At 35.7% G+C, this 26,026-nt stretch carries 24 protein-coding genes and 3 pseudogenes; 25 read left to right on the top strand and 2 right to left on the bottom strand.

Features of this window, described 5'->3' with window-relative positions:
• The first annotated feature begins 467 nt into the window (after nt 1-467).
• The 15 genes and pseudogenes from F9279_RS05645 to galU all read left to right on the top strand — a co-directional run bounded on the left by F9279_RS05645 (nt 468) and on the right by galU (nt 13,357).
• Nucleotides 468-1,370 carry an ATP-binding cassette domain-containing protein gene (locus F9279_RS05645; protein ID WP_152111809.1) on the top strand — a complete coding sequence of 301 codons (903 nt, stop codon included), beginning with the start codon at nt 468-470 and terminating at the stop codon, nt 1,368-1,370.
• A gap of 2 nt (nt 1,371-1,372) precedes the next feature.
• Nucleotides 1,373-2,110 (top strand): ABC transporter permease, encoded by a 738-nt coding sequence (locus F9279_RS05640; RefSeq protein ID WP_152111808.1) that lies wholly within the window; start codon nt 1,373-1,375, stop codon nt 2,108-2,110.
• Between the two features lie 15 nt (nt 2,111-2,125).
• Complete coding sequence (locus F9279_RS05635; RefSeq protein WP_226793274.1) at nt 2,126-3,253, top strand: sensor histidine kinase; 1,128 nt, start codon at nt 2,126-2,128, stop codon at nt 3,251-3,253.
• Nucleotides 3,250-3,852, top strand: a complete 603-nt coding sequence (locus F9279_RS05630; protein ID WP_152111806.1) for a response regulator transcription factor — start codon at nt 3,250-3,252, stop codon at nt 3,850-3,852. The genes F9279_RS05635 and F9279_RS05630 overlap by 4 nt, the downstream gene beginning before the upstream one ends.
• Nucleotides 3,853-3,997: 145 nt before the next feature.
• The gene (locus tag F9279_RS05625; protein ID WP_152111805.1) at nt 3,998-4,738 is read left to right on the top strand and encodes a hypothetical protein; all 741 of its coding nucleotides are present in this window, start codon (nt 3,998-4,000) and stop codon (nt 4,736-4,738) included.
• Nucleotides 4,739-4,746: 8 nt separating this feature from the next.
• A pseudogene (locus tag F9279_RS05620) lies at nt 4,747-5,556 on the top strand (metallophosphoesterase).
• 372 nt (nt 5,557-5,928) lie between these two features.
• Nucleotides 5,929-6,675 carry a DUF2087 domain-containing protein gene (locus tag F9279_RS05615; protein WP_152111804.1) on the top strand — a complete coding sequence of 249 codons (747 nt, stop codon included), beginning with the start codon at nt 5,929-5,931 and terminating at the stop codon, nt 6,673-6,675.
• Nucleotides 6,676-6,691: 16 nt separating this feature from the next.
• On the top strand, nt 6,692-7,048 hold the full coding sequence (locus tag F9279_RS05610; protein WP_152111803.1) for a GIY-YIG nuclease family protein: 357 nt from the start codon (nt 6,692-6,694) through the stop codon (nt 7,046-7,048).
• A gap of 282 nt (nt 7,049-7,330) precedes the next feature.
• On the top strand, nt 7,331-7,843 hold the full coding sequence (locus F9279_RS05605) for a GNAT family N-acetyltransferase (RefSeq protein WP_152111896.1): 513 nt from the start codon (nt 7,331-7,333) through the stop codon (nt 7,841-7,843).
• Between the two features lie 11 nt (nt 7,844-7,854).
• Nucleotides 7,855-8,364 carry a DinB family protein gene (locus tag F9279_RS05600; protein WP_152111802.1) on the top strand — a complete coding sequence of 170 codons (510 nt, stop codon included), beginning with the start codon at nt 7,855-7,857 and terminating at the stop codon, nt 8,362-8,364.
• A 305-nt stretch (nt 8,365-8,669) separates the two neighbouring features.
• Nucleotides 8,670-10,691, top strand: coding sequence for a Na+/H+ antiporter (locus F9279_RS05595; protein ID WP_152111801.1), 2,022 nt, complete (start codon nt 8,670-8,672; stop codon nt 10,689-10,691).
• A gap of 545 nt (nt 10,692-11,236) precedes the next feature.
• Complete coding sequence (locus F9279_RS05590; protein ID WP_152111800.1) at nt 11,237-11,485, top strand: ATP-binding protein; 249 nt, start codon at nt 11,237-11,239, stop codon at nt 11,483-11,485.
• The gene (locus tag F9279_RS26215) at nt 11,455-11,592 is read left to right on the top strand and encodes an ATP-binding protein (protein ID WP_152111895.1); all 138 of its coding nucleotides are present in this window, start codon (nt 11,455-11,457) and stop codon (nt 11,590-11,592) included. Before F9279_RS05590 ends, F9279_RS26215 begins: the two co-directional genes overlap by 31 nt.
• Nucleotides 11,593-11,661: 69 nt before the next feature.
• Entirely contained in the window at nt 11,662-12,201 is a 540-nt protein-coding gene (locus F9279_RS05580; protein WP_152111799.1) for a YdhK family protein, read from the top strand.
• 259 nt (nt 12,202-12,460) lie between these two features.
• Complete coding sequence (galU, locus tag F9279_RS05575; protein WP_152111798.1) at nt 12,461-13,357, top strand: UTP--glucose-1-phosphate uridylyltransferase GalU; 897 nt, start codon at nt 12,461-12,463, stop codon at nt 13,355-13,357.
• 44 nt (nt 13,358-13,401) lie between these two features.
• Here galU and F9279_RS05570 read toward each other — a convergent pair whose 3' ends face one another.
• Nucleotides 13,402-14,313 (bottom strand): ArsR/SmtB family transcription factor, encoded by a 912-nt coding sequence (locus F9279_RS05570; RefSeq protein ID WP_152111797.1) that lies wholly within the window; start codon nt 14,311-14,313, stop codon nt 13,402-13,404.
• A gap of 96 nt (nt 14,314-14,409) precedes the next feature.
• On the opposite strand from F9279_RS05570, the gene F9279_RS25055 reads away from it, so the two are divergent.
• Nucleotides 14,410-14,556 (top strand): hypothetical protein, encoded by a 147-nt coding sequence (locus tag F9279_RS25055; RefSeq protein ID WP_193224472.1) that lies wholly within the window; start codon nt 14,410-14,412, stop codon nt 14,554-14,556.
• A 178-nt stretch (nt 14,557-14,734) separates the two neighbouring features.
• Here F9279_RS25055 and F9279_RS26210 read toward each other — a convergent pair whose 3' ends face one another.
• Nucleotides 14,735-14,878 carry a YesL family protein gene (locus tag F9279_RS26210; RefSeq protein ID WP_152111796.1) on the bottom strand — a complete coding sequence of 48 codons (144 nt, stop codon included), beginning with the start codon at nt 14,876-14,878 and terminating at the stop codon, nt 14,735-14,737.
• Nucleotides 14,879-15,548: 670 nt separating this feature from the next.
• Here F9279_RS26210 and F9279_RS26060 point away from each other — a divergent pair.
• The 9 genes and pseudogenes from F9279_RS26060 to mgrA form a co-directional block, all read left to right on the top strand.
• A pseudogene (locus F9279_RS26060) lies at nt 15,549-15,811 on the top strand (carbohydrate ABC transporter permease); the annotation flags it as partial.
• Nucleotides 15,812-15,849: 38 nt separating this feature from the next.
• A pseudogene (locus F9279_RS05555) lies at nt 15,850-16,441 on the top strand (carbohydrate ABC transporter permease); the annotation flags it as partial.
• 21 nt (nt 16,442-16,462) lie between these two features.
• The gene (locus F9279_RS05550) at nt 16,463-17,971 is read left to right on the top strand and encodes an alpha-N-arabinofuranosidase (RefSeq protein WP_152111795.1); all 1,509 of its coding nucleotides are present in this window, start codon (nt 16,463-16,465) and stop codon (nt 17,969-17,971) included.
• A gap of 418 nt (nt 17,972-18,389) precedes the next feature.
• Nucleotides 18,390-19,349, top strand: coding sequence for an acetylxylan esterase (locus F9279_RS05545; protein WP_152111794.1), 960 nt, complete (start codon nt 18,390-18,392; stop codon nt 19,347-19,349).
• Entirely contained in the window at nt 19,342-21,576 is a 2,235-nt protein-coding gene (locus tag F9279_RS05540; RefSeq protein ID WP_152111793.1) for an alpha-galactosidase, read from the top strand. The genes F9279_RS05545 and F9279_RS05540 overlap by 8 nt, the downstream gene beginning before the upstream one ends.
• A gap of 14 nt (nt 21,577-21,590) precedes the next feature.
• Entirely contained in the window at nt 21,591-22,982 is a 1,392-nt protein-coding gene (locus tag F9279_RS05535; protein ID WP_152111792.1) for a glycoside hydrolase family 1 protein, read from the top strand.
• Nucleotides 22,983-23,016: 34 nt separating this feature from the next.
• Nucleotides 23,017-23,958 (top strand): ROK family protein, encoded by a 942-nt coding sequence (locus F9279_RS05530; RefSeq protein WP_319020747.1) that lies wholly within the window; start codon nt 23,017-23,019, stop codon nt 23,956-23,958.
• A 513-nt stretch (nt 23,959-24,471) separates the two neighbouring features.
• Nucleotides 24,472-24,660: a hypothetical protein gene (locus F9279_RS25615; protein WP_226793272.1), complete on the top strand. Its 189-nt coding sequence runs from the start codon at nt 24,472-24,474 to the stop codon at nt 24,658-24,660.
• A 299-nt stretch (nt 24,661-24,959) separates the two neighbouring features.
• A complete protein-coding gene (gene mgrA, locus F9279_RS05525) occupies nt 24,960-25,949 on the top strand; it encodes an L-glyceraldehyde 3-phosphate reductase (RefSeq protein WP_152111790.1) in 990 nt (329 codons plus the stop codon).
• The last annotated feature ends 77 nt before the right edge of the window (nt 25,950-26,026 follow it).

Here is a 26,026-nt window from a genome sequence, read left to right as displayed (position 1 = left end):
AGAATTCCGGTTAAGTAAGTGAAATGCCTCCGATTTTCATGTGTTTTAAGAAAATAGGCGTAATTCTCCATCTATTTCCGTTGTTTTTCATGGAAGTAACAAAAATAAGAGGATATCTACGACTATTTTTCTAAAAGTGGTTTTATCCAAATTTTCTAAGGGACGAACATCATATATTATTTTATAGTTCTTTCGATTTTTTCTACTACCCCCATATTGAAGGGTGGAGTACATAAAAAATCCCTCATTTTCCATTGTGATACGAGAGGGTCTATCTCTTTATTCACAAATTCTTCATAGACAATGTTTTTTCAACAGTATGAAAAGACTTTAGGTACATCACCTAAAGTCTTTTTATATCGAAATAAATATTCCAAAACATATGACATTTGTCATCTTCATATAATGACATCAGCAACTAACAGCGAAGTTCACTGCTATTTATAATAAATTTAGGAGGTGGCGAGATGAATCATATTGTAGAGCTAAAAAATGTTAATAAAGTTTTTCAACAATACAAAGCAGTTAATAATGTTTCTCTTACTGTAAAGAAGGGAGATATGATTGCCATATTAGGAGCAAACGGTGCTGGTAAAACAACAATCATCCGAATGATGCTAGGCTTAATGAAGCCGAATAGTGGCGAGGTATCCATTTTTGGAGGAAATCCAAAGGATAAAAAAGTGCGTAACCGAATAGGGAGCATGCTTCAAGAAGTAAGTGTAATGGATGGATTAAAAGTGAAGGAAATAGTGCCCCTTATACAAGGATATTATGATCATCCACTTGAAATAGCGGAATTAAAGCAGCTAACAGGTTTTGATGAAAAAGATTGGAATATGCGTACAGAAAAATTATCAGGTGGGCAAAAAAGGAGACTAAACTTCGCCCTTGCTCTTGCAGGTAATCCAGATCTACTTTTCTTTGATGAACCAACCGTTGGAATGGATGTGACAGCGAGAGCACATTTCTGGAAAAGAGTAAAAGAACTTAAAAAGCAAGGAAAGACCATCATTTTTACTACACATTATTTACAAGAAGCAGATGAAGTAGCAGAAAGAATGATTATGATTCATAAGGGAGAAATAATTGGAGACGGTACACCATCTGAATTGAAAGAAAAGCTAACCAAGCCTCAAATTATGTTTTATGAGAAACAAGCATACTCCATGGAATTCTATTCTGCCTTACCATTTGTCTCCTCTGTAGAAAAAGAGAAAGAGAAAGTTACCTTAGTGACAACAGATTCTGATCAATTGTTAAGAGAAATAATTAATAAAGAACTACAAGTGAAACAAATCGAAGTAAAGCAAGGAAGATTAGAAGAAGTATTTTCTCAATTATTAGAAGAACATAAGGAGGTAGATTGATCATGAAAACATTATGGTTGCAAAGTAAGGCAGAGATGCTTAGAATGTTTCGGAATAAATACTATATTTTTTGGTCTTTGCTTGTTCCCGTACTTTTCTACTTTTTATTTACGAATATTTTCACATCCCCCGCACAAGACAAAGAGCTCTGGAATGCTCATTATTTAATGTCCATGACAACCTTCAGTATTATGGGCTCTAGTATTATGACACTAGGAATAAAAATGGTTCAAGAAAAAGCAGAAGGTTGGACTATCTTTTTGCAAATTACCCCAATATCCACAGTTGTTTATTATGGCGCAAAAATGATTGCCCAAACAGTTATTCATTTATTTTCTATCATCGTTATTTTCACCTCAGGTATTCTGATTAATGGAGTTAGTCTTTCCTTATCACAGTGGTTGTTCTCCGGTATTTGGATTATCTTTGGATCTCTCCCGTTCCTAGCATTAGGAACAATTATAGGTTCCTTTAAAAAGGTAGAAACAGCATCAGCCATTAGTAACCTATTGTATATGGCTATGGCAATAACAGGAGGAATGTGGATGCCTATTGAAATCTTTCCTTCCTTTATGCAAAAAGTAGCTCAGTGGGTTCCCTCGCATTCCTTTGCAAATGGGGCATGGGAGATAATAAGAAGCCAAGCCCCTGACTGGAAAAATTACCTAATCATCATCGGATATATCTTCCTATTTATGGTATTATCGTTGTATATAAGTAAAAATCAAAAGGCGGTGTAGCTAGCATTAATGGTGATGAAAGGTAAATGGGAGATATTCCCTAAAAGATTCGGATTCTTTCCTTATATATTTTTAGTATATTTACTCCTTCCTATTATAGTAGTTTCCAAGGAAAGTGGACTTAAACAGTTTATAGGGTATCTTCTTGTTGCCATTTTCCTCCTCTCTTATCAGCGACTTTACGCACAATTGGAGAGAGAATCACTTAATTTTTGGTTAATTATTCAAATCTTGCTAGTAATGATTCTAGGTGTATTTTATGATCCTTATCAATTGTTTTTAGGCTATTTTCCAGCTAATTTCATCGGTTATTTTACGGGCAAAAAGTTTTTTCGTTTTTTCTATCTATTATTCATTCTGTCTCTAACTTTAACATTTGCTATAAGTTGGAGAAATATAGATATCACATCTCTAGTTTTTATTATTCCCTTTTTTATTATTATGTTAATATCTCCATTTGGTATTAAGTCAATGAATAGAAATATGGAGTTAGAGAGAAAGCTAGATCTTGCAAATGAACAAATTGATCAACTGATTAAGAGAGAGGAAAGAGTGCGAATAGCTAGAGATCTTCATGATACTCTTGGTCACACACTCTCTCTATTAACATTAAAAAGTCAGCTAGTAGGTAAAATGGTAAATCTTCAACCAGTAGAAGCACAAAGAGAAGCGAAAGAGATGGAGGAAATATCCCGAACGGCATTAAAGCAAGTAAGGGAACTGGTTTCCGATATGAGAGCAGTTACCATTACAGAAGGGTTAATAGAAGTACAGAAAATGTTAGCTACTGCTAACATTAAATTATCTATTACCCATCAAATAGACGATAGGGAAATACCGCTGCTCTTACAAAATATCATTAGCTTATGTCTGAAAGAAGCAGTCACAAATATCGTAAGACACAGTAAGGCCACTTTTTGTCACATACAACTTATACCAATGCCAGGAGCGGTAGAAATATCAATTCAGGATAATGGAATTGGATTCGCAGATGGAAAAGTAAAAGGAAATGGACTTAAGGGAATGAAAGAAAGATTAGAACTGGTTCAGGGTGAATTAGCCATTTCTTGTGTGCAAGAAACAACACTCCGAATAAAGATACCCATTATTCTTAAAGAAAGGGAGAAGGAGGAGATATTTTGATTCGCGTGATTATTTCAGAAGACCAACGTATGTTAAGGGGAGCACTAGGAACTCTATTAAACTTTGAAGAAGATATAGAGGTAATTGCTCAAGCGGAAAATGGAGAAGAAGCTTTACACTTTATAGAAAAATTACAGCCAGATGTCTGCCTACTAGATATCGAAATGCCTATAAAAAGTGGCTTAGATGTGGCAGAAGAACTTCAAGTTATTGGTTCTCCATGTAAAATAATTATTTTAACCACTTTTGCTAGACCAGGTTATTTTGAAAGAGCACTTCATGCAAATGTTAGTGGATATCTATTAAAGGATGGACCAAGTGAAGAACTGGCAGAAGCCATTCGTAATGTGATGAAAGGAAAAAGAGAGTTTGCATCAGAATTAATTTTTGGCAGCATTAAAACAGAAAATCCCCTATCGGATAGAGAAAGAGATATTTTAGCATTTGTCAGTGAAGGAAAGACAGTAAAAGAAATAGCAGGTCTTCTTTTTTTATCTCAAGGCACCATACGAAACTATATTTCTGAATCTATTTCTAAGTTAGAAGCGAAGAATCGTATTGAAGCCATTGCAGAAGCAAAGAAAAATGGATGGTTGTAAGAAACAGCAGAAAAGTCTCTGTTGTTTTTATTTTTTACTTAAAAGAAAGCGCCCTAGTTATGGATATAATTATTTGAAATTTTTAACAAATTTCTCTTTTGTTTTGATAGAATGGTAGTAACTTACATTCAGGAGGAAGAGATGTATGAACATTTTAGCAAAAGCTAGCAAACCATCCTCATGGCTAGTAGGAAGAATTAGTGGAGCTGGATTTGCGTCTACTATCTTTGTTATCTATCTTTTAGTAGCTAGCTTTAACCTGTTTTTATTTGGTAACACCTTAAAAAACCCCTTATTCTGGATTTCGTTTTTTGGGGTAGGAATTATTACTTCTGGTTTAATAGATTTTCTAACAAATAGCTTTCCAATAACAAAAATAATTCTTTATATGTTTATCGGTGGCCTCACTTCTATTATGATGGTTGGAGAATTATACGTTTCCATTGCAGCCCTGATTGGGATATGCTTTTCTTTATTATTTTACATGGGAACAGAAATGGCCAATAGAATAAGCTGGTTTAAATGGACTTTTGCTTCCATGCCTATTGTAATATTCTTCTTACCACTACCTGACTACACCATTAAGCAAGAATGGAATACGATAGTCGGTGAAGGATCCTATAGTGCTTATTTTTCCTACTTCAATGGTAAGGACACAGTGCCAATAAAGGCTGAAGAGGGAGATAAAATAATTGTTGAGCTTGATTTTAAAAATGTAAGCGGTCAATATAACTATCAATTGCTAGATGATAAAGATAGAATGGTAACTTATACAACAAAAGGGGATAATCTAACCTTTGCAGCGGAGAAAACAGCAACCTATTGCTTTATTGTTAATGGAGATAGTCTAAAAGGTGGATATGAGATTAGATGGAAAAAAGAATAAAAAGCATCATGCGAAAGAAAAGAATATGGATAGTAGCCTTGCTTCTATTAGCAATTTGCCTATTTTCATACTATCAAAATAACGCGCTTACTATTTCGTCCTATACAATAAAATCTACAAAGCTTTCAGAGAAAATTCGAGTCGTTCAACTATCTGATTTACACAGTAAAGAGTTTGGAAAAAATCAGCATAAACTTATAGAAAAGGTACGAGCAATACAACCAGATTTTATTGTATTTACAGGTGATCTGGTAGATTCAAAGAAGTATGATGGTTTAGTGAGCTTGTCACTTATGGAGCAATTAGTAAAAATAGCACCTACCTACTTTGTGACAGGTAATCATGAGGCATGGTCAGCTGAATATCCAACATTAGAACAAGATTTAATAACTTCCGGAGTACAGGTCCTAAGGAATCGAGGGGACATTATCCAAGTATGAAGTAGTGAAATAAACATAATTGGACTAGATGATTTAGATTTCTTCCAGAACAAGGAGGAGATGAGTGAGACATTGAATTCTTTATACGAAGAATCAAGATTTAATCTTCTTCTATCTCACCGTCCTGAATTGTTTTCTATGTATGAAGAAAGGAATATAGATCTTGTTTTATCAGGTCATGCACATGGTGGGCAGGTTAGAATTCCGTGGATTGGTGGAGTCGTAGCACCAGATCAAGGTTTCTTCCCAAAGTATACAGCTGGAAAATATGAAAGTGGTAACACCGCTATGATTGTTAACAGGGGATTAGGTAACAGCATTATTCCTCAAAGAATATTTAATCAACCAGAGATTGTAGAAATAATATTAACTCCATAAGTTTATCAGTTTACATACAAGAAATAGCTTAAAGCAGCGGCAACATCGTATCATCGGTGTTGCTGCTGCTTCTTTAGCGGGAATTTCTGCTCATTTGTTTGTAGAGTGGGTTAAATATAGTGCAGCCCTTGTTTTATGCATACTATGGTTCTTGATTACCTGTCTCTAGAGAGAGGAAGTTGGAGAGAGAAAGCAGATTTCGTCCTAATGAAGAGAAGAGAATTGCTACTCACATCCTAAAAATTAATGCCTTTTTCATCGATGTTGAGTCACCTGTTTGTTGACTGATTATGACTTCTTGTTTATTATATAACTAACATTAATTAAAATTGTTTGTTTATTTACAAACTATAACGAGAGGTGTTTGTTAAATTGGATTTATCTATATATTTTCAACATGCAACTGTGGCAGAGATAAAGAGGGGTTATATAGAAGAAAATGATAGCTATCTTTGCTTATTATGTGGGGAGCAAATAGAGAAAGGAATTATCTATCCTCATGAAGGACTGCTTTTCGAAGCAGAAAAGTTTACGAAGGTCCATATCCAACAAGAGCATCAATCTGTTTTTCACCATTTAATTAACTTGGATAAAAAAATGACAGGTCTAACTGAGCATCAAATGAAATTATTGGAGTTGTTTTATCAAGGAAAAAGTGATGTAGAAGTTAAGGATGAGTTGGAAATAGGTAGTTCTTCTACTATAAGGCATCACCGTTTTGCTTTAAAAGAAAAAGAGCGCCAAGCGAAAAATTTCTTAGCTATTATGGAATTATTAAAGGAAAAAGACCAACATGCTCCTAAGTTTGTTCCAGTTCATCCAACAGCTACAATGGTGGATGATCGATACAATATTACGGAAGAGGAGCAAGTATCAACGTTAGAAAAGTATATGAAAAACGGAAAGTTAACAAAATTTCCATCAAAGCAAAAGCAAAAATTAATTGTTCTTCGCGAAACAGTGAAGCAGCTAGAAAGACAAAAAGATTATACGGAAAAACAATTAAATGAAGTGATAAAGAATATATATGAAGATTATGTGATGATACGTAGATATTTAATTGAGTATGGATTTCTTGATAGAAAAGCAGATGGAAGTTTGTATTGGGTGAAGAAATAGTGAAGGGATGATCAAGATGGATCGTAAAAAGGAGTTAAAGCAGCAATACAAAGAAACACCGATTGAAGCAGGTGTATACAAAATAACCAATCTGAAGAATGGGAAAATCTGTGTGGTTAGTACTCGAAATGTTAAAACCATAAATGGAGTGAAATTTTCACTAGAAAACGGAGGCCATACAAATAAAAAGCTAGTAGAAGAATGGAAGATGTATGGAAAAGAAGCTTTTGAATTTGAAGTAATAGAAATACTAAAACCGAAAGATGATCCTTATTATAATGAAAAAGAAGAATTGACGAAGCTAGAAGATAAATGGTTGGATATTTTACAGCCATTTGGTGAAAGAGGATACAATGCGGAGAAAAAGAATTGAAAAGTTCAACATCCTTATGATTAGAATGCTTATTTCTTAAGGATGTTTTTTTCTTACAATCAATTACAGCTCCTCTTTTCCTCTTCACAAGTCCATCGGTAATAAAAATCCCTATTATCTCCATTTGAAAAATGGCAATCGCCACTACTAACTCTGTAAAAAAATCAAAACGCCATTCAAGAATAAAGAAAAAAGCTTTCCTTTTCCCAAACAAATTGGTATCTTACTTAATAAAGATACTGGTAATAGAATATTCTATCATTTTAAAAAGGGGAACTAATGATGATTAGAGAAATGAGTCTTTCTGATTTGCCTGTTGTTTTAGACATTTATAATGATGCTATTTTAAACACAACTGCTGTTTACCACTATAAACCACATACGTTAGATCAAAGAATGGATTGGTATCAAGAAAAAGTGGAAAAAGGCTTTCCTATTCTTGTATTTGAAGAGGATGAGAAAGTACTTGGCTTTGCTACATATGGCCCATTTCGTCCGTGGCCAGCTTATAAATATTCTGTTGAGCATTCTGTGTATGTTCATAGTGATGCTCGCAAGAAAGGAATTGGCACACTGTTATTAAAAGAAATCATAAAGCGTGCCAATAAGGAAGGCTATGCTACCATGATAGGTGGGATAGACAGCTCGAATAAGGGAAGCATTTTTGTACATGAGAAGCTAGGCTTCACGTATTCTGGAACCATAAAAAAATGTGGATATAAATTTGGTAAATGGTTGGATTTAGATTTTTATCAATTAGAGCTTGAAGGTCCAGATAATCCATTAGAAGATTAGGAGCGGGTGAAATGAGAAGACCAGCAGTAGGTGAGTATCCAGATTACTATAAGGGCTATATAGAATTAGTTCCAGATGGAGATATTATAGACGTTATTACTTCTCAACTGGAAGAAACACTATCAATCGTAAAAGCACATGCTGATCACTGTGATTTTCGCTATGCAGAGGGAAAGTGGAGCTTAATAGAAGTAGTTGGTCATATGATAGATACAGAAAGAATTCAAGCATATCGAATCTTACGAATGGCAAGAGGAGATAAAACGCCTTTAGCGGGTTATGATGATGAAAGCTATGTTGAAGCTGCTCATTTTTCTGAAAGATCTCTTGATGACTTGCTAGAAGAATTTCAAGCAACTAGATCTGCTACTAATGCTTTAATAAGAGGGTTGCCGAAACCCGCATGGGAAAGTACAGGCTTAGCTAATAACGGAGAATTTACTGTATCCTCCCTTGCTTATATAATTGCTGGACATGAACTTCATCATCGAAAGCTGATCGTAGAAAGATATTTGGTTTAAATAGGGAATAGGAGGAAGGTGGTGTACGATATACATAAGTTACACCATCTTTTTTGTCTATAATTGGCTATGTCCTATTGAGAAAATGCTTATTTTTTGTAGGAAAGGTTACTGTTGGGTTTATATGTTGTTTCATGAAAATAATAACCATATAATTAATAAGGGTATGTCACCACTAGTTACTGTATGAAAAGAGAAATAATCTTCCTTTTTTCTCATAGTCATCTCCTCTCCTTTTTTCCACGCATACATAAACTACACCAAAAGATAGAAACTAGAAAAAGAAACTTCAAGGAGATTGCACGATGGATTTATTAATCACTATTATTTTATTACTTGCCTGCTTGTTACTTTCCAATATAATCAGTCACTATATTCCATCTATACCAACTGCTTTAACACAGATTGCTTTTGGAGTTGGGATGGCACTTCTTTTTACAGAATTAGAGTTTGAGGTTAAATTGGAGGCTGAATGGTTCTTGCTCTTATTTGTAGCACCCTTGCTGTATAACGACGGAAGGCATTTTCCAAGAAAAGAGCTTTGGAAAATGCGTGGTTCTATTCTAGGGAATGCAATCGTATTAGTTCTCTTAACGACCATTATTGGAGGATACTTTATTAATTGGTTGATTCCGAGTATTCCAATTGCTGCGGCATTTGCTCTTGCGGCTATTTTGTCCCCAACAGATCCTGTTGCAGTTAATGGCATTGCGAAGAGAATTCATATTCCTCATGGTGTTCTTAATCTTGTTAGAGGAGAATCCCTTATCAATGATGCCTCAGGCTTAGTAGCATTTAATTATGCCGTTGCTGCTGTAGTGACAGGATATTTCGCTGTTTATGAAGCGATAGCGGATTTTGCTTATAAGTTTTTAGTAGGTGCTTTAATTGGTCTATTGCTTAGTCTAATGATCACATGGATTCGTTTCATTCTGCGTAAGCAAGGAATAAATGATGTAACATTTCATTCTCTTTTACAAATCCTTACTCCCTTTATCATCTTTTTAGTAGCAGAGGAGCTATTACATGCTTCTGGAGTTATAGCTGTTGTAGTAGGTGGCGTTGTGTACTCTCTCGTAAATGAAAGAGCAGAGACAATGCTTGCAGAAGAACAGGTGCTAACAGAGAATATTTGGTCTATCGTTATTTTTATTTTAAATGGAATTGTCTTCCTTCTATTAGGATTGAATATCCCTTCATCTGTTTCAAAAACAATTGAAGATCCTGCTATAAGTAACTGGTTAATCATTGGCTATGTTCTGGCAATTGGGATAGTTATATTAGGCATTCGTTTTCTTTGGTCCTATTTCTTTTCTCATTATGAATATTGGAAAAAGAAAACAGCTGTAATAGATAAGCCTACGATTCAGCATACATTGTTAGTTAGTTTGACTGGTGTACGTGGAGCTGTAACAATGGCTGGTGTTTTATCTATTCCCTACATTACTAATACAGGAGCAGCTTTTCCAGAAAGATCATTAATTCTATTTATTGCTGCAGGGGTTATTCTATTTACCTTAATTGCTGCAACTATATTCCTACCTATGCTAAGTCCGAATACAAATGAAGCAGAAGAGGATGTTTTAGCAGGAGTAAAAAAGAAACTGATGCTGTTCGCAATAGATAAGCTATATGGAGAAATGAATGAAGAAAATAGCTTTGCTGCTTATGAGCTAATAGATGAATACAAAAGTCGTATCCGTCATGCAAGTCAGAATAATAACTCTAAAGAAGAAGCATTAATAAGAGAAAAAGTGATGGAGATTAGAGTACTAGCATTAAAGCATGAACGTAAACTTATTCAGAAGCTTTATGATGATCATGAGATAGAAGAAGAAATGTACAAGATATTTACTGGTGCCCTTGACTATCGAGAAGAAGCACTATCCTCTAATTTTCATTCAGGAACAAAGTTTCTCTTTGGGAAAATAATGAGAGGATGGGGAAGGTTTGCTAAAAAGAGCAAGAGAGGTAAAAATGGAAGAAAAGAGTATCATCGAATTGGACGTGATATCCAACTTCAAACCTTGCAAGCAACTGTTCAATATTTAGAACAGTTAAGAACAGAGTCTAAGGATGATTATATGGTTCAACTTGTTGAATTGGATTATAGAAGAGTTTTAGATCGTTTAAGCAAACAGCCAGAGAAATATAATGAAAGGATACAAGAACAAAAGGAAGAGCTTCGACTTCGCATTGTGGATGAAGAACGTTCCATTATCCAGCAATTATATGAAAGTGGTGAAATTAATCGGGATCAATCAAAGGAGCTTCGCCGTTTTGTCAATTACACGGAAAGTGCTACCTTATATGAATATGTAGAGTGAGAGACGACCTATCTCATTAGAGGGTCGTCCCAGACTGTTAAAAAACAAATTTGTCTATGGATAATTTGTGAAAGTAGAGATCCTCCCCCCTTGTAACACAATGGAAAACAAGGGGTTTTTTATATACTTCATCTATTTAAATATGGAAATAGTAGAAAATCGAAAGAGCTATGAAATAATGTATAATGCTTCTTACCATAGAGAATTTGGCTAAAACCAATTTTAGAAAAATAGGCGTAGAAATCCTCTTATTTTCGTTACTTCCATGAAAAACAACGGAAATAGACGGAGAATTACGCCTATTTCCTTAGAAAACATGAAATCGAAGGTATTTTCTTAACTTAACCGGAAAAATCCGCTTATTAGCAAGCAAATTAACATTCTATTTGCCATTAGTCGGGATTCTCCGCTTATTTTTGATGATTTCTACAAATTGGCTGTGGAATTTTTTACAACATAATTATTAACATAAGCTTAATTTTTATCCAAATGATTTATGTTTCAGTGGTGAGTCTTAATCACAAGCAAATCTAGAAAATATTTTAATGACATTAGATACCTATCACCAAAATCTTTATGCGTTAAGTAATGGAAATCAGATCAAGCAAGTATTTTTGAATCTTGTGAAAAATGCTATAGAAGCCATTGATAATGGTGGGAAAATAAAAATAGAAGCAAGACTAGAGAATAGCTGGATTGAAGTTTCTATTGCTGATAATGGTAATGGAATTTCTGCTAAGTTAAGAGATCTACTTGGTCAACCATTTATTACGACAAAGAGGTCTTTGGGCTAGTTATTTGCAATAAGCTGATAGCAGAGCATAAAGGTACCATTGACTTTGAGTCCATAGAAGGAAAAGGGACCACCTTTACGATCAAATTGCCTCATTATAAGAGATAAGGAAATCCTTTCTTTATGTTTAAGAATACCTCTATTGTGAAAGAATTCTACTAAATAGGAGGTATGCATATGAAGAAAAGGTATATCTTAGGAAGCGTACTAACCATATTGATCATGTTTAACGGTTGTGCTAATTCGGATGAAGACGATAAAGATGAACAGGAACATAGTAGAGAGCATCATTCTAGCTCTCCTGCACTTCCTGAAGGACTAGAGCCAGCCCCTAATCCTACTTTTAAAGAAGGAAGTCAAGTGATACTAAAGGCCAATCATATGGATGGAATGGAAGGTGCCAAGGCAACAGTATTAAATGCTTATAATACCATTGCCTATGAAGTAACCTATACGCCCACAACTAGTGGAGATAAAGTAACTAATCATAAATGGGTAATCCAAGATGAAATAAAGGATGCAGGCAGTGAAATGCTTGAAAAAGGAACAGAGGTTGTGTTGGAAGCAGATCATATGGAAGGCATGAAAGGTGCAAAAGCCGAAATAGAAGATGCGGAAAATACAACTGTTTATATGGTCGATTATGAATCGACAGAGGATGGAGAAATGATAACCAACCATAGATGGTTAACAGAAGGCGAAGTTTTTGCTGAGTAGAAAAAGAGGGGTTGTATAGACTACTCTTTTTTTGTATGCTAGTGGAATAGAAGAAGGATTCTCTTAAAGTATCTAGCTGATAGAAAACAACTCTTCCCAAAAGGAAGAGAAGATGGTAAGATGATTGTACGTTATTAAGAACAAATTTGTGATACACTAAAATGAAAAAAATGACAGAATAAGTAAAGTAGGTTTTATTCCTTTTTAGCAAAAAAATGGTATAATTACGGAGGGATTTTCCTATTAAGGAGGAAGAACATTGAAAAAAGTTAGAAAAGCCATTATACCTGCAGCTGGACTAGGAACAAGATTTCTCCCTGCAACGAAGGCTATGCCAAAAGAAATGCTACCAATCGTAGACAAACCAACTATTCAATATATTGTAGAAGAAGCTATTGCATCTGGTATTGAAGATATTATTATTGTAACAGGTAAAGGAAAAAGAGCGATAGAGGATCATTTTGATTACGCTCATGAACTTGAACAAAATCTACGTGATAAAGAGAAATTTGAATTACTAGAAAAAGTTCAATACTCTTCTAACTTAGCTGATATCCATTATATTCGCCAAAAAGAGCCTAAAGGATTAGGACATGCTGTTTGGTGTGCAAAGAGCTTTATTGGGGACGAGCCTTTTGCCGTATTACTTGGTGATGATATTGTAGAAAGTGACACTCCTTGCTTAAAGCAATTAATCGATCAATATGAAGATACACGTTCTTCTGTTATCGGTGTTCTAACAGTGCCTGAAAACGAAACAGACCGTTACGGTATCGTAGATCCAGGGGAACAAGAGGGCAGAAGATATCAAGTGAATAATTTCATTGAAAAGCCTAAACTAGGAACAGCTCCATCTAACCTAGCAATCATGGGTCGCTATGTATTAACACCAGAAATTTTCATGTTCTTAGAAAAGCAACAAACTGGTGCTGGTGGCGAAATTCAATTAACAGATGCTATCCAAGAATTAAACCAAATTCAACGAGTATTTGCTTACGATTTCGAAGGCGATCGCTATGATGTTGGAGAAACATTAGGATTCGTAAAAACAACGTTAGAATTTGCTTTAAAACGTGATGAAATGAAAGAAGAAATCATCGAATATATGAAAGAAGTACTTTCAAAAGAAGATTTAAAAAAGGTGAAAGTACTTTAAGAAGAAGAAACGCTTTTTGTCAAAAACAAAAGGCGTTTTTTTAGTTATAAGGAAACATTGTATAAAATTCTAGCAATGATATCTTGATGATAGTTTCCGAAATGCTTTCCGAATAATGTCATTCCTCCAACGTTACCTTCACTTGCAACCTTTAACTGAAATTTAATATCCGATTTCTGATGTAGAGCTAAATCTGTTAAGGTGACAGAAGAAATTCGAAAGCCATCTATATAAGTTCCAAATTCATTAATTCTTAGCAATTTTAATAGGCCATATTGATTCAAATGAGGTGGCCACCAGGCAGGAGTACAATTTCCTCTTTCTCCACCAAAATCACCAGGAGAAGTCCATTTTCCTAAGTCTGTTTGATTGATAGAAAAGATAATATCAGAAGGCCAATCATTGTTGTAGTAAGGAGCTTCTGAGCTTATTTCAAAGATAAATTGAATTTCCTTGAATTGCTGATTTTTCTTTAGATAGTTTGGGATGCGGTATTCTACAAATCCTCTAGTTAACCACAGAATTCCTGCATGAATATGTTTAGGATCAGCAAAATATCGAGGATCATCAAATTCGCCGATAATGCTTTCTTTTGTTGCCAAGCCACAGGTAGCTTCAGCACTATAGTCAGAGTAGTGCCCTATTTGGATTTCATATTCATAATAGTTCTCTGTCTGACTATGCTGTAGCTCAACGGTGAGGAGATTTTCATGTAAATAACAGATTTTTTGAATACCATGCTTCCCAACAGCGGTAGAAACATCTATTAACCCGCTTTCTTCCAGTTTTTTGATATGCATAGTAACTGTGCCATTAGATAAATTTAATTTTTGAGCAATTTCGTTCAAATTTAAGCTTTCAAACTCTGTTAATAGAGATAAAATTTCGATGCGAATTTCAGAACTTAATGCTTTAAATATAGGAATACCGGAATATAAGTCTTTAATATGTATCAAAACATTACTTCCCTTCAGCTGAAGTTGGTCTCTTTTTCTTTCATACTGTGAAAATGCAGAATTTGCTACCACATGATATAAAGAGCAGGTAAGCTAATGCCAAAGATTGGGATGGAACCAGGAAATGTTAGAAAGAAGCAAGTGATAATCGTAAGTCCAACCATATACTTTATAGCAGATAGAGGAGCAATAAATCCTATTAATAAGGAATTATTTAATAAAGGCAGAATTTTTAAATCATAATGAACGTACATAGGGAAAGGTTTAAAATAACAAGCAAGAATAGCCCAAACATGATGAGAAGAGGAATATACAAATAATGTAGAAAGGCAATATTTGTTTGTTGCAGCATAAGTAAATCTGTATAGAGAAGGATGCTGATAAAAACCATTAATAACCCTATACCATTGCTCTTCATAGACTATTTTTTATATACACTCCAAAAAGTAGAAAGTATAGACAACTGTACTTCTTTTAGTAGCAATTTCCGAATAACAGAAAATGTTGCAACAGTGCTTGGAAAAAACCTCCTACAATAAACCCTACTAGAGTAAAGAAGATCCATAGCACGTTTATATACATTATTTTAAAAATCCAGTTAAATAGAGTATAAATGTTATGTTATCTATGATAGAATGCTGAACCATAGTAATCGCCCCCTTTTTGCATTTCTACATCATATGTTTTGAATGTATTGAAAAAGAATCAAAGGAAATAAAAATGGTTGAAATTCGTTCCTTTTTCCTTTGTAAAAAAAGCAAGGTTTGGTTTTATGGCTAAAAGTAATACTATCTTCCTAGAGAAAGCTAGTCTCATAGTAAAAAAGTGATTGTTAAATGGAAAAACCTATATCTATTGACTTAAAATTGTAAACGTATACATTTTTAATTGATTTCATTAATATTATGTAGATGTGCAAAACGTTTTGAAAAGATTAAAAATAAAACAACTCATCTACGCGGCTATTCTTCCAAATTGGGATTAGCATAAAACAGAATAAGAGTATGATAGGACTCCTTGCCGTACTACTTGTATTTTCGTTTTTCTATCTGGATGTAATAAAAAAGGGGGTGACGCTGGTTATTCAAATGGAGGAAAAGGAACAAAACTGGAATTGTGGACCTTCAATGAGTTACATGGTCAATATTATGAGCAAATGGCTGATATGTGGAATGAAGAAAATCAAGATGACCACATCAGTATTAAAGTAAATACATGGAAATAGATGGAGATAAGTTTTATATTTTTTAGCAGGATTACAGAATATCCCGAAAGAGCTTTATGAATCGGCGGAAGTAGATGGGGCGTCAACATGGAGGAAGTTCATTAATATTACTCTTCCATTATTAAAGCCAATATCTATCTATCTATGTATTTACCATTAGTATTTATGGTGGATTATCCATGTTTGCTGAAAGTTATATGCTCTATGGAAGCAACCGCTCTCCGAATAATATTGGATTAACGATTGTTGGCTATCTCTATCAAAAAGGAATGGAACAAAATAACTTAGGTTTTGGCTCCGGTAGGAATTACCTTACTACAACGGTATTTTGTCTACTTCTTACTAGTATGGTTGGATACGGGCTTGTGGTTTATAACTTTAAAGGGAAGAATATCATTTTTGGCTTAGTACTAATTGTCATGATAATCTCAGTTGAGATTATTATGCTTCCTCTTTATAAATTAACCATGAATCTAGGCTTAATGGATACGTTAGTTGGGGCTTTTCTTCCTTTTATAGTAGCATCAATTCCAATCTTCTTTGTCAGACAATATGCAAGTGGACTGCCGAAAGACTTACTAGATGCAGCAAGGGTAGATGGCTGTACAGAAATCGGTATTTTTTCGCGTGATGATGCCATTAATGACACCAGCATTTTCCTCAATGGCTATTCTACAAGCATTGGGTAGCTGGAATAATTTCTTATGACCCTTAATCGTCTTGAGATCTAGTGAGAATGTAACACTACCTATTGGGTTATCTACATTACTGACCCCATATGGAAATAATTACGATGTGCTTATTGCAGGTTCAGTAATGGCAATTTTTCCAGTATTAATTTTATGTTTCTTCTTCCAAAGGTATTTCATTGAAGGAATGACAGCAGGTGGCGTAAAAGGATAATTATAATAGGAGATGATAAGAATGGCACAAAAAGCAAAGATGATTGTAGAAAAAGACTTTAAAGTGGCAGAGATAGATAATCGTATTTACGGTTCTTTTATTGAGCATTTAGGGCGTGCTGTATATGGAGGGATTTATGAACCAGGACACCCTGATGCAGACGAACAGGGCTTTCGAAAAGATGTTATCGGATTAATAAATGAGCTCCAAGTTCCACTGATTCGTTATCCAGGAGGTAATTTTGTATCCGGATACAATTGGGAAGATGGAGTAGGTCCTGTCGCAGAACGACCACATCGTTTAGAGCTTGCTTGGAGAACGACTGAAACAAATGAACTTGGTACAAATGAATTTATGGACTTTGCGAAAAAGGTCAACGCAGAGGTGAATATGGCAGTAAATTTAGGTACAAGAGGAATAGATGCTGCCAGGAATCTAGTAGAATATTGCAACCATCCTAACGGATCATATTATAGTGACTTGCGAATTAGTCATGGCTATAAAGAGCCACATAAAATAAAAACATGGTGTCTCGGAAATGAGATGGATGGACCTTGGCAAATCGGTCATAAAACAGCTGCTGAATATGGACGGATTGCACAAGAAGCAGCAAAGGTCATGAAGTGGGTAGATCCAACAATCGAATTGGTTGCATGTGGAAGCTCTAATAGAAATATGCCAACATTTGCTGAGTGGGAGGCAACTGTTTTAGATCATACATATGAACATGTAGATTATATTTCTTTGCACCAATACTATGGAAATCACGATAATGATGTGGCAAATTATCTAGCTCTATCATTGGAAATGGATGATTTTATTCGCTCGGTAATTAGCATTGCAGATTATATAAAAGCAAAGAAACGAAGCAAGAAAACCATTCATTTATCCTTTGATGAGTGGAATGTTTGGTACCACTCAAGAGAACAAGATAAGAAAATAGAGCCTTGGAGTGTTGCACCTCCCCAACTAGAGGATATCTATAATTTTGAGGATGCCTTATTGGTCGGTTGCATGCTCATCACCATGTTAAAGCATGCAAATCGATTAAAGATTGCCTGCTTAGCACAATTAGTAAATGTGATAGCACCAATTATGACAGAAGAGGGAGGAGTAGCTTGGAAGCAAACCATCTTTTATCCATATATGCATGCTTCTGTATACGGAAGAGGAGTGGCGCTTAACCCGATTATTTCAAGTCCAAAATATGATAGTAAGGATTTCACAGACGTCCCATACTTGGAATCTACTGCTGTATATAATGAAGAAAAAGAAGAACTAACTATTTTCGCCGTAAACCGTGGTCAAGATGAAGGACTACAATTAGAATGCGATATTCGCAATTTCTCTGGATATAAAGTGGTAGAGCACATCACTTTAGAGCAAGAGGACCTCAAGAAAACAAACGCTGTAGATCGAAAAGCAGTAACCCCACATTCAAATGGCAATGCTAGCATAGAAAATGGTATGGTAATGGCAGTATTGCCGAAGTTATCTTGGAATGTCATTAGACTTAAGAAGGAGAGATAAAGTTTCTGCTCTAATAAATGCGGCAAAGACATAAGTATTTCAGCAAATGAAAAAACCGAACTATTAAAGGCGTTTTATTCATCTTTCGCCTAGTAGTTCGGCTTTTTATTTGCTGTTTTCTATAGATTTCACTAACCATAGGTCGAGAAAAGAGCAGGTAAGAAAGAAGGAGTTTCACTGCCCAAATGAAGAGGATAACTAGCCAAAAGGTAAGAGAGTAAAAATGCTGATTTAACCAAGCTTGAAATTGAATCATTTTGTGTATGGCTATACTATCGAGATTGAACATTCTTTTCTTGTCATTCACTAGGTTAAATCAAATATTTTTTGGTTTTACATTTAAAAAATAAATATAGACATTTACATTATCAAGTATATACATTATAATGAAAGCGATAACAGTTCGGAGGTGCCCTTTATGAAAAAAGAGCAGGTCATTAATGAATATCGTGAATATAAGGGATCTGGAATAAAACCAGCGGATTATGAAGATTTTTGGGAAAGAGCACTAAAAGAATTAGATTCTCAAAGTCTAAGTTATGAATTAGAAAAAGTAGATATTCCATCTAAGATTGCGGATTTTTATAACTTGTATTTTACAGGAGTAAATGGAGCTAGAATTAGATGCCAATACATAAGACCAAAGCACATAGAGGGAAAAGTCCCTGGGATGCTAATGTTTCATGGCTATCATAGTGATAGTGGAGATTTTGGTGACAAGCTTTCATGGGTAACAGAGGGAAATGCCGTACTGGCTATGGATTGTCGTGGTCAAGGGGGAGAATCGGAGGACAATACTACTGTAAAGGGAGCAACATTAAAGGGTCTTATCATTCGAGGAGTAGAAGAAGGACCTGAGAGTCTCTATTATAGAAGTGTTTTCTTGGATACTGCCCATGCAGCAAGAATATTAATGAGTATGGATGAAGTAGATGAAAACGCAATTAGTGTTCAAGGAGCATCACAAGGTGGGGCGTTATCCCTTGTATGTGCGGCACTAGAGCCACGCATTAAGAAAGTGGTAGCACAGTATCCATTCTTAAGTGATTATCGCAAAATGTTTGAGCTTGATATTAACTCTTCTGCTTACGAGGAATTAGCGTACTGGTTCAGATTCCGTGATCCTATGCATGAAAGGGAAGAGGAAATCTTACAAACATTGGAATATATAGACATTCAACATCTAGTACCAAGAATAAAGGCAGAAGTGAAATGGGCAATTGGGTTAGAGGATGGAATATGTCCACCAGTTACTCAGTTTGCTGTGTATAACCAAATTTCTTCTCCAAAAGAAATGATTATTTTCCCAGAGTATGGACATGAGTACTTACCGAAATTAGGCGATAAAGTCAGGGGGTTCTTGTTAAATCATGAGTAAATTTATTCTATTTAATGAAAAAACACAAGAGTTTCATTTAACAAATGGTTTGGTTAGCTATCTATTCCGAGTTATTGAAAAAACGACTCAGCTTGAACATCTATATTATGGAAAAGCAATTCACCATCGCAATAGCTTTCAATATTTACTAGAAAGAGAGATTCGCCCTTCTAACAACCAATTAGAGGGAGATCATACATCCTCTCTAGAGCATATAAAACAAGAATATCCTTTTTATGGTACAACGGACTTCCGTACACCTGCTTCTCAAATACGTTATCCAGAAGGAGATAGAATTTCAGATTTCCGTTATAGTCACCACAATATTATAGAAGGAAAACCGAGTTTAAAGGGACTTCCTGCTACATATGTGGAAAATAAGGAAGAAGCAGAAACACTTGAAGTGGTGTTAAAAGATACGTATTCAGAAATATCGATTCATTTATTCTACACCATTTTTGCTAATCGTTCTGCTATTGCACGGAGCACGAAGTTTGTGAACAATGGTGAGCTTGAATATGATTTAGAATCTGCTTTAAGCTTAAGTCTTGATTTTCCTGATAAAAATTTTGAACTAGTACATCTACATGGTGCATGGGCTAGGGAAAACCATATGGAAAGAAAGCCAGTTATTACGGGAGTTCAATCTGTATCTAGTGCAAGAGGAGCAAGTAGTCATCAACACAATCCTTTTATGGCACTTGTTCGCCCAGATACAACAGAGCATACTGGCCAAGCATATGGATTCAGCTTAATCTATAGCGGTAATTTCTTAGCGCAAGTAGAAGTAGACACCTATCAAGTAACGAGAGCAATGATTGGATTAAATCCATTCGAATTTTCTTGGAGATTAAAGCCAAGCGAAGAATTCCAAACACCAGAAGCAGTTATTGTATTTTCTGATGAAGGGTTAAATGGAATGAGTAAGACCTTCCACGAGCTTTATCGAACAAGACTTGCAAGAGGCGAGTGGAGAGATAAAGAACGTCCTATATTAATCAACAACTGGGAAGCAACTTACTTTGATTTTAATGAAGATAAAGTCTTAGAAATTGCGAGTAAAGCAGCTGAAGTGGGAGTGGAGTTATTCGTTCTTGATGACGGATGGTTTGGCAAAAGAAATGATGATTCAACCTCTCTTGGAGATTGGTTTGAAAATAAAGATAAGCTGCCAAACGGTATTAAAGGCTTATCTGAAAAAATCCATGATTTAGGATTGAATTTTGGTTTATGGTTTGAGCCTGAAATGATTAGTAAAGGAACAAAGCTTTTTGAAGAGCATCCAGATTGGATGATTCATGTTCCTGGAAAAAGAACATCTCATGGAAGAAATCAATTTGTACTGAACTACTCTCGTCCAGAAGTGGTAGACGGTATTTTTGCACAAATGGATGCTATTCTTTCGACAAGTCAAATTGATTATATTAAATGGGATATGAACCGCTATATCTCAGAGGTTTTCTCAATTGCTTTGCCTGCTGAGCAGCAAGGAGAGGTGTTCCACCGCTATATTCTAGGAGTCTATTCACTTTATGAGAGATTACTAGAGAAGTATCCGCATATTCTAATTGAATCATGTGCAGGTGGCGGGGCTAGATTTGACCCAGGTATGCTTTATTATGCACCACAAGCTTGGGCAAGTGATGATACAGATGCAGTAGAACGTTTGAAAATTCAATATGGAAGTTCATTGGTATATCCGTTATCTAGTATAGGTAGCCATGTTTCAGCAATTCCGAACCATCAAGTAGGAAGAATGACAAGCCTTGATACTAGGTCAAATGTTGCCTATTTCGGTACATTTGGTTATGAGTTAGATATAACGAAAATGACGGCAGAAGAGCATAGCCAAATGAAAGAGCATATAAGCTTTTTCAAAAAGCATCGTAAATTAATTCAACAAGGAACATTTATCCGCTTGAAGAGTCCATTTACTAATAACGAGACAGCATGGATGGTGGTATCAGAGAATCAATCAGAAGCGATTGTCGGTTACTATGAAGTGTTGGCAAAACCAAATAGACCATATGAGAGATTACAACTAAAAGGATTAGCAGCAAATACATTATATACAGTAAATAATGATGTGGAGCGATATGGAGACGATTTAATGGAGATTGGCCTTCTTTTCGGAGGAAACTATATTGATCGTGCTAGTGAATATTGGTCAAGAGAGCATATTACAGATTATAACAGCAAAGTATTTTATTTATCAGCGAAACAATAAAGGAGAAGAAAATAATGAAGAAATTTCCTGAGAATTTTTGGTGGGGTGCAGCAACATCTGGACCACAAAGTGAAGGTCGTTTTAATAAACAGCATGCCAATGTATTTGACTATTGGTACGAAACTGAACCAGAAGCATTCTACAATCATGTAGGACCAGACACAGCTTCTAATTTTTACAATAGCTATAAAGAAGATATTGCCTTAATGAAAGAAATTAACTTAAACTCTGTTCGCTCTTCTATTCAATGGACACGTTTAATTGATGATTTTGAAACAGCAAGTTTAAACGAAGATGGAGTCCGCTTCTATAATGCGGTAATTGATGAATATCTTGAGCAAGGAATTGTACCAGTTTTTGGTTTACACCACTTTGATTTACCAGTAGAGCTTTATCACAAATATGGCGGTTGGGAGTCTAAGCACGTTGTAGATCTTTTCGCTAAATTTGCTCGTCGCTGTTTCGAACAATTTGGAGATCGTGTAAAACATTGGTTTACATTCAATGAGCCGATGGTAATTGTAGATGGACAATATTTATACCAATTCCACTATCCTAAAGTAGTAGATGGAAAGAAAGCCGTGCAAGTAGCTTATAATTTAAACCTTGCATCTGCTAAAGCAATTAAAGAGTTCCGCGACCTAGGTATGAACGAAAAAGGAGCAAAAATAGGAACAATCCTAAACTTAACTCCTTCCTACCCAGCAAGTGATAAGCCAGAAGATGTAGAAGCAGGTAGAATTGCTGATTTATGGCGTAACGAAATGTTCCTACACACTGCAGTATACGGAGAATTCCCACCTGGATTAGTAGAACTTTTAACAAAAGATAAAGTAATCTGGGATTCAACAGAAGAAGAGCTTGCTATTATGAAAGAAAACACCATTGATACATTAGGGGTAAACTTCTATCATCCATCTCGTGTAAAAGCACCTGATGTAGCACCAAATAGTGTTGGTGACTGGATGCCTGATCGTTACTATGATAACTATGACATGCCAGGACGCCGCATGAACTTAGATAAAGGTTGGGAAATTTACCCACAAGCTCTTTATGACATTGCCATTAACATCCGCGACAATTACAAGAATATTGAGTGGTTTGTTTCAGAAAATGGGATGGGGGTATCTAGAGAAGAACGCTTCTTAAATGAAGAAGGAGTGATCGAAGACGATTACCGCATTGAATTCATCCAAGAGCATTTAGAATGGTTGCATAAAGGTATTGAAGAAGGATCCAATTGTTATGGATATCATTTATGGACGCCAATTGATTGCTGGAGCTGGATGAACGCATATCGCAATCGCTATGGATTCATCTCCAACAACATTCATACTCAAGTGAAAACAATCAAGAAATCAGGACAATGGATTAAAAACGTAAGTGCAAACAATGGAATAGAATAATTTATGGGAGAAGATCATTGCAAAGAGGATTGCGATGGTCTTTTCTACAAAAAGATGGTATTGTGTAAGCGTAAACATTATAATAGGCGGTGTTTTTATTATGTCATTATTAGTTTTAGATATAGGTGGATCTTCTGTAAAGTTCGCTGTTTGGGAAAAAGAGGAACTAGTGGATAAAGGAGCTTTCGTTACTCCAAAAACATGGGAGGAAATGAAGCAAGAATTAAGTAACTTGAAGGAAAAAATGGAAGAAAAGTATGAGATAGAAGGCGTTGCGTTTAGTGCTCCAGGGGCTGTAAATCAGGCAAAGGGCATTATTGAAGGAGCAAGCGCCGTACCTTATGTCCACCATTTTCCTATCTATACGGAGCTAGAGGAATTGCTGGGCTGCCCTATTTCTATGGAAAACGATGCTAACTGTGCAGCATTAGCAGAAGTATGGAAAGGTGCAGCAAAAGGCTTAAGTAATGTGCTCTTTGTTGTAGTCGGAACAGGGATAGGCGGCTCAGTTATCGTAGATGGAAAAATCCAGCATGGTAAACACTTATTCGGCGGAGAGTTCGGCTACATGTTATTAGATGATGAAAATACCTTTAGTATGCTTGGAACAGCCGTAAATATGGCAAAACGCTATAATGAACGCATGAATTTAGAAGAAGAATTAAGCGGCAAAGAAGTATTTGAACTAGCTGAGCAAGGGGACGATGTAGCAGCAGAAGAAGTAGAAACCTTTTATCATAATTTAGCAAAAGGAATCTATAATCTACAATATAGCTATGATCCTGAGAAAATTATTATTGGGGGCGGAGTGTCCAGCAAAGAGGGATTGATAGAAGAATTAATTATTCGCTTAGAGAGAATAGTAGAAAAGGTAGGAATCGCTCCATTCGTTCCAGAAGTAGAATTATGTGCTTATAAGAATGACGCTAATTTGATTGGTGCTGTTTATAACTTTCAGTTGGCTGTGGGGAAATGAGTTTGATGTGATGATCTGTGCGCGATGAAAGACCTGTTTTTCGTGAAAAAATGTCTGAGCGCGATAATAAGTCCAATTGCTGCAACAGAAGATGGACTGAGCGCAACGAAAATTTAATTACTGCAACAGAAGATGGTTTGAGCGCAACGAAAATCTAATCGCCGCAACAAAAGATGGTCTGAGCGCAACGAAAATCCAATTGCCGCAACAGAACATGGATAGAACGCAACAAAAATCCAATTACCGCAACAAAACATGGATAGAACGCAACAAAAAGTCTTTCTTCCGCTACAAAACGGAGTCTAGGTGCAATGAAAAAAGTGAAACGCAAATAAAAGAGGTCCTTCCGCAAATAAAATGGATGGAATGGCAAATAAAAGATAGTGTAGTGCAAATAAATCTATTCGAATTGCAAATAAAGTAGGATATTGCGCAAATGAATGGTCTAGCAACTTGCTGTTTCATAAATGAATTGAGGGTTTGCAACGAAAATAGGTGTGAACGCAACAAAACATGGTCCGAGCGCAACAAAAATCCAATTACCGCAACAAAAAGTCTTTCTTCCGCAACAAAACGGAGTCTGGTTGCAATGAAAAAAGTGAAACGCAAATAAAAGAGGTCCTTCCGCAAATAAAATGGATGGAATGGCAAATAAAAGATAGTGTAGTGCAAATAAATCTATTCGAATTGCAAATAAACTAGGTCCTTCCACAAATGAAAGATCTAACAACTTGCCACTTCACACTTAAAATGAGGGGTTGCAAGCAAATTAGTACCGAACGCAACTAAAATAGGCGTGTGCCGAACAAAAATCCGAGTTACCGCAACCAAACATGACCTGAACGCAACAAAAATCGAATTACCAAAACAAAACATGACCTGAACGCAACAAAAATCCCGCTCTCCGCAACAAAACACGGCTCGAGCGCAACAAACCAAAACAAAAATCACCACCCACCACTTAGCTATATCAATTTTTTGAACAAAAAAGGAGGAAAACCATGTATACTGCAAATGAAAATCGCTATGAAAAAATGATGTACAATCGAGTTGGGAATAGTGGGCTGAAAATTTCGGCACTTTCCCTTGGACTTTGGCACAATTTTGGAAATGTAGATGTGTATGAGAATGGGCGTGCTTTAGTGACTCGTGCTTTTGATCTTGGTATTACACATTTCGATTTGGCTAATAATTATGGACCACCTGCTGGTAGCGCGGAAGAAAATTTTGCGAGAATACTAGAGACAGACCTGAAGCCATACAGAGATGAGTTGGTTATTTCTACAAAGGCTGGATATTATATGTGGCCGGGTCCTTATGGGGATGGCGGTTCTAAGAAATATTTAGTATCAAGTCTAGATCAGAGCTTGAAGAGGCTAAAACTTGATTATGTAGACATCTATTATCATCACCGCCCAGATGAACATACTCCTTTGGAGGAGACAGCAGAAGCGCTGGATTTGTTGGTGCGACAAGGAAAAGCTTTATATGTGGGTGTTTCTAATTATTCTCCTGAGCAAACAAGGAAGATAGCAGAAATTTTTGAAGCAAAGAAGACGCCGTTTATCATTCATCAGCCTTCTTATAATATGTTTAATCGCTGGATAGAGGATGGACTGAAGGATGTTTTGATGGAAAAACAAATTGGTGCTATCGCATTTAGTCCACTTGCACAAGGATTATTAACAGATCGTTACTTAAATGGAATTCCTGTAGATTCTCGAGCAAATAGGGAAACTGGGCTGTGGCTACATAAAGAAAATGTGGAGGAAACAATTGAGAAAGTAAAAGCGCTAAATGTGATTGCAAAAAATCGAGGACAGTCACTTGCTGAAATGGCAGTAGCTTGGATTTTGCGAGATGGCATTGTGACAAGTGTATTGATTGGTGCTAGTAAAGTGAGCCAAGTAGAGGCAAATGTAAAGGCATTGGAGAATATTACATTTAGTGCTGACGAGCTTGTGGCAATAGATAAGGTACTGAAAGGGTAAAAAAGGAGCACTACAACCAACTTGTAGTGCTCTTTTCCATATGATAAACTGCCTCCAAACCCCCAGAGGCAGCCAAC

The sequence above is a fragment of the Bacillus sp. B1-b2 genome (assembly GCF_009183415.1).
GTDB lineage: Bacteria > Bacillota > Bacilli > Bacillales > Cytobacillaceae > Niallia.
Note: the sequence above shows the minus strand (reverse complement) of the source record. Positions and strands in the feature narration are given on the sequence as shown.